Source organism: uncultured Aquincola sp. (assembly GCF_964001545.1).
Classification (GTDB): Bacteria; Pseudomonadota; Gammaproteobacteria; order Burkholderiales; family Burkholderiaceae_C; genus Aquincola.
This window is the reverse complement of sequence record NZ_CAXFDV010000660.1, coordinates 1-7189: the sequence shown is the minus strand read 5'-3', so window position 1 is coordinate 7189 and position 7189 is coordinate 1. Positions and strand designations below refer to the sequence as shown.

At 69.4% G+C, this 7189-nt stretch carries 7 protein-coding genes and 1 pseudogene; all 8 read right to left on the bottom strand.

Features of this window, described 5'->3' with window-relative positions; translation table 11 throughout:
• Positions 1-334, bottom strand: a 334-nt coding sequence (locus ABNT58_RS23020; protein ID WP_348755731.1) for a VOC family protein, incomplete at its 3' end; no start/stop codon positions are given.
• Positions 335-458: 124 nt separating this feature from the next.
• A pseudogene (locus tag ABNT58_RS23015) lies at positions 459-1171 on the bottom strand (flavin reductase family protein).
• Between the two features lie 24 nt (positions 1172-1195).
• Positions 1196-1891, bottom strand: coding sequence for a hypothetical protein (locus tag ABNT58_RS23010; protein ID WP_348755730.1), 696 nt, complete (start codon positions 1889-1891; stop codon positions 1196-1198).
• Between the two features lie 8 nt (positions 1892-1899).
• A complete protein-coding gene (locus tag ABNT58_RS23005) occupies positions 1900-2751 on the bottom strand; it encodes a M55 family metallopeptidase (protein WP_348755729.1) in 852 nt (283 codons plus the stop codon).
• A gap of 10 nt (positions 2752-2761) precedes the next feature.
• Positions 2762-3862 (bottom strand): P1 family peptidase, encoded by a 1101-nt coding sequence (locus ABNT58_RS23000; protein WP_348755728.1) that lies wholly within the window; start codon positions 3860-3862, stop codon positions 2762-2764.
• Complete coding sequence (gsiD, locus tag ABNT58_RS22995) at positions 3831-4715, bottom strand: glutathione ABC transporter permease GsiD (RefSeq protein ID WP_348755727.1); 885 nt, start codon at positions 4713-4715, stop codon at positions 3831-3833. Before gsiD ends, ABNT58_RS23000 begins: the two co-directional genes overlap by 32 nt.
• The gene (gene gsiC, locus ABNT58_RS22990; RefSeq protein WP_250195184.1) at positions 4712-5632 is read right to left on the bottom strand and encodes a glutathione ABC transporter permease GsiC; all 921 of its coding nucleotides are present in this window, start codon (positions 5630-5632) and stop codon (positions 4712-4714) included. The genes gsiD and gsiC overlap by 4 nt, the downstream gene beginning before the upstream one ends.
• Positions 5633-5657: 25 nt before the next feature.
• The gene (gene gsiB / locus ABNT58_RS22985) at positions 5658-7172 is read right to left on the bottom strand and encodes a glutathione ABC transporter substrate-binding protein GsiB (protein WP_348755732.1); all 1515 of its coding nucleotides are present in this window, start codon (positions 7170-7172) and stop codon (positions 5658-5660) included.
• Between the last annotated feature and the right edge of the window lie 17 nt (positions 7173-7189).

Sequence of the window (7189 nt, the reverse complement as noted above, 5' to 3'; positions counted from 1 at the left end):
TGTACTGCAGCCGTAAACCTGGCGACCCCTCGGAGCTGCCCCCATTGGCCAGTGCAGTCTCATAGGCCCGTTCGACCTCGCCCCAGCTCGTCGCGCGAATCGCCACCATCGTGCCATTGCCCGCCGTTGCAGGCCGACCATCCTGCGGCTGGCAGACCCAAAGCGCGAGCTGAACCAAGCCGCTCTGCTGGTAGGTCCCCCATCCGGCCCATCCCTCCCAGTCACCCTCGGCAGAGGTGTCGCAACGCGACATGCCGAGCACCTGCAGAACGGGATCGTAAAAGGCCAGGGCACGCGCAAGATCGTTGGTGCCGAGCGTGATGTAGGTGAGCATGCGTCATGTGCCGCCCACCGGGCGGAGGAGCCGAACGTTCGGCGCAAGCATCCAGCATGTCAGGCCGGATGTCCACGCTCCCGCCCCCAGGAGACCCGCACCGCGGTCTGGCCAGAGGCTCGGATCACATCTCGTCAATCGCCGTCTGCGTGCTCGGCTGCTCGCTGCCATCCACCGCGAAGCGGTCGCGCGTGGTCACGTAGAAGCTGGCGCCGAAGCGGCCGACCGGGTGGTAGTCCTGCAGGCGCACGCGCCAGCGCTCGGCGTCGATCAGGCCTTCGCGGGCGCTGAGCCACAGCACGCGGCCGATGAAGACGTAGCGGCTGGGCGTTTCCATCGTTTCGTGCAGCACGCAGCCTGAGCGCCCCCAGGGCCGGGCTGCGCCCAGCCCGCCCCCCGTGGGGGTCAGGAAACTTGGGGCGGCCCGGCGTTTCCTTCAAACGCCACCGGCGCTTCGGCGATGCGCGGCGGCGCCACCGCGCGCGACGGCGTGGGCGTGAGGCCGGCATGCACCAGCTCGCTCTCGTGCGGTGGCAGGCGGTCGCCACAGGCGTGCATGCGGGCGGCCATCGGCTCGTCGGTGATGTGCACCACGAATTCGCGGCGCGCCAGGATGTTGGCGGCCGTGTCCTTCAGCTGGCCGTCGGTCAGCCGGTTGATGCTCAGCATCACGATGGGCGGGTCTTCGCCCAGCATGTTGAACATGCTGAACGGTGCGGCATTGACGGTGCCGTCAGCGCCCAGGGTGGTCACCAGCGCGATCGGCCGCGGCACGATCAGGCTGGCCATCAGCTTGTAGCGGGCGTAGCTGTCGAGCTGGGTGAAGTCGATGTCCACGAACGGGTGCTCCTTGTGCTTCGTTCAACGCGGCGGCGGCTCGTCGGGTCCGTGGCCGGTGGGTCCCAGCCCGGCCCCCATGCCGAAGCCGGCGCCCATGCCGCCACCCGCATCGGCCTGGCCGCCGCCCTTGCCTTGCCCACGGCCCTCGCCGCGGCCTTCGCCAGCCGCAGCCCGGCCGCCGCCACCGCGTGTGCCACCAGGCGCCGGCCGCAGCGGGCCCTGGCGCGGGATCACCAACTCCTGGGGCACCGGGTCCAGGTCCAGCACCTCGCGGATGAAGTTGCGCAGCGAGACCACGATCTCCGCGGTTTCCACCGGCCGGCCGGCGGCCATGTCGTTGGCGGCGCGCACTGCCAGCCGCACCTGTTCTTCGGTGCCCAGCAGGATGATGTCGGACAGCGCGGCCTCCACCGCATCGCGGATGCGGCGGCGGCGCTCGGCGCCGGCCAGGCCATCGGCTTCAGGGCCTTGCGCCAGCCGCTCGCGCCGGTGCGCCGGGTCCACCGCCAGCGAGCCGGTGAAGCTGCCTCCCAGCGTCTTGTAGGCCGCGATCAGCGTGCGCAGGCGTTCGTTGATCTGGCGGTTTTCGCGCTGGCGGCGCTCCTGCACCGTCTGCATCACCAACAGCCGGATGCCCACCATCACCAGCGTGATGGCCACCACGCCGGCCAGCGTGGTGAGCAGGGCCTGCCAGGAGCTGAAGTCGAGTCCGCGCATGGCCAAGGCTAGCGCATCGCGTTGCCCATCAAGGACAGCGCATTCAGGCAGCGCACCGCCTCATGCACCGTCGCGCAGTCGATGGCGATGGTGTCGCCGGCCTCGCGCCGCACCGTGGGCCACAACGCAAAGGCATCGGCCAGCGCGGGCGACTGGCATTGCAGCCGCAGCGCCACCGGCGCGGCGCCGGGCCCGGCCGCCGGCAGCCGCAGCACCGGCGGCGCGCCACGGGCCAGCCCTTGCACCGCGGCCTGGGCCGCCTGCTCGATCTGCCCGCGCGAGGCCTGCGGCGACAGCGACCGGCCGCTGCGCGCACCGTCGGACCACTTGACCACGCAGCAGGCCAGCTCGGGCATCAGCGCCCGCGCTTCTTCGGCGGTCACGTCGCAGCCGCTGACCATCAGCACCGGCACCTGGAACTGGCCGGCCAGCGCGGCATACAGGCCGATCTCACCCAGCTCCAGCCCGTTGAGCCACACGCGCGCGAACGCCAAGCTGTTGCTGGTGTGGGCCAGCACGCCGGTGGCCTTGGCACGGGCATGCCAGCCGACCATCAGCACGCCGTCCACCTGCTGGTCGACGCCGGCCATCATGCCCAGCAGCCGCGGCTTGCCCTGGATGAGCTCGGCCCGCGGGTCCAGCTCATCGGCCAGCAGGTTGCCGAAGTGGCCGTGCGAATCGTTGACCAGCACGCGACCCGCGCCGCCGGCAAAGGCGCCGCGCACCGCGGCATCGGCCTCGGCCGTCATCCATCGGCGGGCACGTTCGTAGTCGCCGTTGCCGGCCTGCGTCTGCTCGGGCCGCCAGACGCCGGCCACGCCTTCGATGTCGACGGCGACGAGGACCGTGGGTTGCTTCATGAAACGCTCTTCAGGCAAAGAATTCGGGCGCCGCTTCACGCAAGGTGAGGCGGCGGTGGCCGTCACGGCCGGTGACGGGGGTGGCCGCGTACAGCGCATGCAGGATGGCCTGCTCGGTGGCCTCGGCCGCGGCCTGGAAGAAAAGGTCGAGCGCCGCCTCGTGCAGCAACGCCACCGCCGGCATCGGCGCCGTGGGCCGCTGCGGGATGCGCAGCGCGGTGCTGAAGGCCAGCGCGATGTCGCCGCTGCCGTGGCCGTAGTCGCTGCCGGTGCGGGCCAGCCCCGCGGCCGCGCGCCGCGCCACGCGGGTGAGCTGGCGCGCATCCAGCAGCGCATCGGTGGCCAGCAGGATGATGATGGAGCCGCGCTCGGTGGGTGGCTCGGTGCTTGGCAAGGGCACGGCCACCCGCCGCCCGTCCACCAGCAACGCACCCGGCCGGCCCTGGTTGGCCAGCACCAGCGCGCCCAGCGTGTAGCCCTGCCCCCGCCAGCGCAGGCAGCGCGAGGCACTGCCGATGCCGCCTTTCAGCCCATGGCAGCTCATGCCGCGGCCGGCGCCCACGCTGCCTTCTTCCAGCCCTGCCCCGCCCTGCCGCGCCAGCGCCAGGGCCTGCGCCACATGCGCCTCCTGCAGCGCCAGCGCCTGGGCATCGTTCAGCCAACCGTCGTTGCACTCCAGCACCAGCGGGTTGACCGTGGGCAGGCTGCGCGCCAGCTCGGGCATGTGCGCGATGGCATCGCGCACCAGCGCATTGAACGCGGTGCCCACGCCGAAGGTGCTGGTCAGTGCGATGGGCGACTCCAGCGTGCCCAGCTCCTGCACCTGCATCAGCCCAGCGCTTTTGCCGAAGCCGTTGATCACCGCCACGCCGGCCGGCAGCTTGTGCATGAACAGGTCGCCGGGCTGCGGCAGCAGCACCGTGGCGCCGGTCTGCACCGGACCCTCGTCCAGCGTGCAATGGCCCAGCGAGACGCCGGCCACGTCGGTGATGTGGTCGCGCGGCCCGCTGGGCAGCAGCCCCACCTGCGGCGCGCCCAGGCGGCTGCGCGGCCGCGCGGGTGCCGCCGTCAGCGCTGCATCAGGCACGGTCGAGCTTGGGGTCGAGTGCATCTCGCAGCCCGTCGCCCAGCAGATTGAAGGCCAGCACCGTGATGAAGATGGCCATGATCGGGAACAGCGCCACGTGCGGTGCGTTCAGCATGTCGGCGCGGGCCTCGTTCAGCATTGCGCCCCATTCGGGCGTGGGCGGTTGCGCGCCCAGGCCGAGAAAGCTCAGGCTGGCCGCGGTGATGATGGAGGTGCCGATGCGCATGGTCAGGTACACCACCACCGAAGCCACGGTGCCCGGCAGCAGGTGGCGCAGCATGATCACGCGGTCGGGCGCGCCGATGCTGCGCACCGCCTCGATGTAGGTCTGGTGCTTGAGCGCCAGCACATTGCCGCGCACCAGCCGCGCAAACGCCGGCACGCTGAACACGGCCACCGCCACGATGACGTTGACCATGCCGCTGCCCAGGATCGCCACGATGCCGATGGCCAGCAGGATGCCGGGGAAGGCGAACAGCACGTCGCTCATGCGCATGACGATGCGGTCCCACCAGCCCTGGTAGTACCCGGCCAGCAGGCCCAGCAGCGTGCCGATGACCGCGCCCACCGCCACCGAGATGAAGCCCGCGGCCAAGGACACCCGCGCGCCCATCAGGATGCGGCTGAAGATGTCGCGGCCCAGCGGGTCGACGCCGAACCAGTGCTGGGCCGAGGGCGGCGAATTGAGCGCGTCGTAGTCGAAGAAGTTCTCGGCGTCGTAAGGCACCAGCCAAGGGGCCAGCGCGGCCACCAGCACCAGCGCCAGCACGAAGCCGCCGGCCACCAGCGCCACGCGCTGCTTCTTGAACTTGCGCCAGAACTCGGCGGCCGGCGTGCGCACCGGCGTGGCCGCGGCGGCGATGGAGGGGTTGTTCACTGGAAGCGGATGGTCGGGTTGATGACGGCGTACAGCACGTCCACCACCAGGTTGATGAGGATGAATTCGAGCGAGAACAGCAGCACCAGGGCCTGCATCACCGGGTAGTCGCGCATCTCCACCGCGTCGATCAGCAGCCGGCCCATGCCGGGCCAGTTGAAGACCACCTCCACCACGATGGAGCCGCCCAGCAGAAAGCCGAACTGCAGGCCCATCATCGTGACCACCGGGATCAGCGCATTGCGCAGCCCATGCTTGAAGACCACCCGCGCCTCGTCCAGGCCCTTGGCCCGGGCGGTGCGCACATAGTCTTCCTTCAGGATGTCGATGAAGGAGCTGCGGGTAAAGCGCGCCATCACCGCCGCCACGCCCGCGCCCAGCGTGAGCGAAGGCAGGATGTAGTGTTTCCAGCTGTCGGCACCCACCGTGGGCAGCCAGCCCAGCTGCACCGAGAACACCTGCATCAGCAGCATGCCCAGCGCAAACGGCGGGAACGAGATGCCCGAGATGGCCAGCGACATGCCGGCCCGGTCGGGCCAGCGGTTGCGCCACACCGCCGAGGCGATGCCCAGCACCAGGCCCAGCAGCACCGACCAGCCCATGGCCGCCACCGTGAGCCAGAAGGTGGGCGCGAAGCGCTCTCCGATCTCGTCGGCCACCGGCCGCTTGGTGCGGATGGAGTGGCCGAAGTCGCCCTGCAGCGCATGGGTGAAGAAGCGCACGAACTGCAGATGCAGCGGCTGGTCCAGGCCCAGGTCGCGGCGCACCAGTTCCACCGTCTCCGGCGTGGCGTCCACGCCGGCGGCCAGCCGCGCCGGGTCACCGGGCAGCAGGTGCACGAAGCCGAACACGAACACCGCAACCAGCAGCAGCGTGGGCACCAGGCCCACCAGCCGCTTCAGAAGGTACGCAAACATCAGCTCAGGGCTGCAGGGTTGACGTTCACTTCAGCTCGACTTCGTCGAAGTTGAAGCTGCCATCGGGGATGACGTAGAAGCCCGCCAGGTTGCGCGCGCGCACCGACACCAGCCGCTCGGTCACCAGGAAGGCCCAGGGCGCGTCCTTCCAGATCTGCTTCTGCGCTTCGGTGTAGAGCTTGGCCTTCTCGGCCTTGTCGGTCGTCACCAGCGCCTTGCCGATCGCCTGGTCCACCGCGTCGTTCTTGTAGTAGGCCGTGTTGAACAGCTTGGGCGGGAACGATTCGCTGGCCAGTAGCGGGCGCATCGCCCAGTCGGCCTCACCGGTGGAGGAAGACCAGCCCACGTAGTACATGCGCACCGGCGCGGTGGCGGGGTCTTGCGCGCTTTCCACGCGTGCCACGCGTTGACCGGCTTCCAGCGCCTGCACCTGCAGCTTGATGCCCACCTGGCCCAGCTGCTGCTGCACGAACTGGATCACCTTCTGCGCGGTGGTGTGGTTGTAGGCCGACCACAGCGTGCTCTCGAAGCCGTTGGGGTAGCCGGCTTCCTTCAGCAGCTCACGTGCCTTTGCCGGGTTGTAGGGCCAGGGGCCCAGTTTGGCCGCGTATTCCACGCCCTGCGGCAGCACGCCTTCGGCCGGAATGGCATAGCCCGAGAAGGCCACCTTGATCAGCGCATCTTTGTTGATGGCGTAGTTGATGGCTTCACGCACCTTGGGGTCGCTGAACGGCTTGTGCTGCGTGTTCATCGACAGGTAGCGGTGGATGATGGACGGCGCCGCCGTCACTTCCAGGCTGGGCTTCTTTTCCAGCGTGGCCACCGACTCGGGCGGCACCGGGAAAGCGAAGTGCGCCTCGTTGGTCTGCATCACCGCGGCGCGGGTGTTGTTGTCCACCACCGGGCGCCAGGTGATGCTGTCGACCTTGGGGTAGCCCTTGCGCCAGTAGCCGTCGAACTTCTCCACCTTCAGGTAGTCGGTGGCCTTCCATTCCACGAACTTGAAGGGGCCGGTGCCCACCGGGTTCTGCGCGATGCCCTTGTTGCCGAACTTGGCCAGCGCCGCCGGCGAGATGATCACGGCCGACGGGTGCGCCAGCGAGTTGATGAAGGGCGAGAACGCTTCCTTCAGCGTGAAGCGAACCGTGGTCGCGTCCACCGCCTCGGTCTTGGCGATGTTCTTGTACAGGTTGTAGCGCTTGAGCTTGTTGTCGGGGTTGGTCACGCGGTCGAAGGTGGCCTTCACCGCCTCGGCATTGAAGGGCGTGCCGTCGTGGAACTTGATGCCGGTCTTGAGCTTGACGGTGTAGACCAGGCCGTCCTTGCTGGCGGTGTAGCTCTCGGCCAGCACCGGCACCATCTTCATGTCCTTGTCGAAGCCGAAGAGGCCTTGATAGAACGACTTGGCCACCGCCTGCGACAGCGTGTCGTTGGCGTCGTAGGGGTCGGTGGTGGTGAAGGTGGATGGCACCGCCACCACCACGTCCTTGGCGGCGTGGGCAGCCACGGCGCTGCCGGCGATGGCCAGCGCGGCGGCCAGGCGGGTGAGCTGTTGTC

Excerpts from the sequence above, each read along its gene's own strand:
- ABNT58_RS23010 (WP_348755730.1), bottom strand. The coding sequence starts at position 1,891 with ATGCGCGGACTCGACTTCAGCTCCTGGCAGGCCCTGCTCACCACGCTG.
- ABNT58_RS23005 (WP_348755729.1), bottom strand. The coding sequence starts at position 2,751 with ATGAAGCAACCCACGGTCCTCGTCGCCGTCGACATCGAAGGCGTGGCC.
- ABNT58_RS23000 (WP_348755728.1), bottom strand. The coding sequence starts at position 3,862 with ATGCACTCGACCCCAAGCTCGACCGTGCCTGATGCAGCGCTGACGGCG.
- gsiC (WP_250195184.1), bottom strand. The coding sequence starts at position 5,632 with ATGTTTGCGTACCTTCTGAAGCGGCTGGTGGGCCTGGTGCCCACGCTG.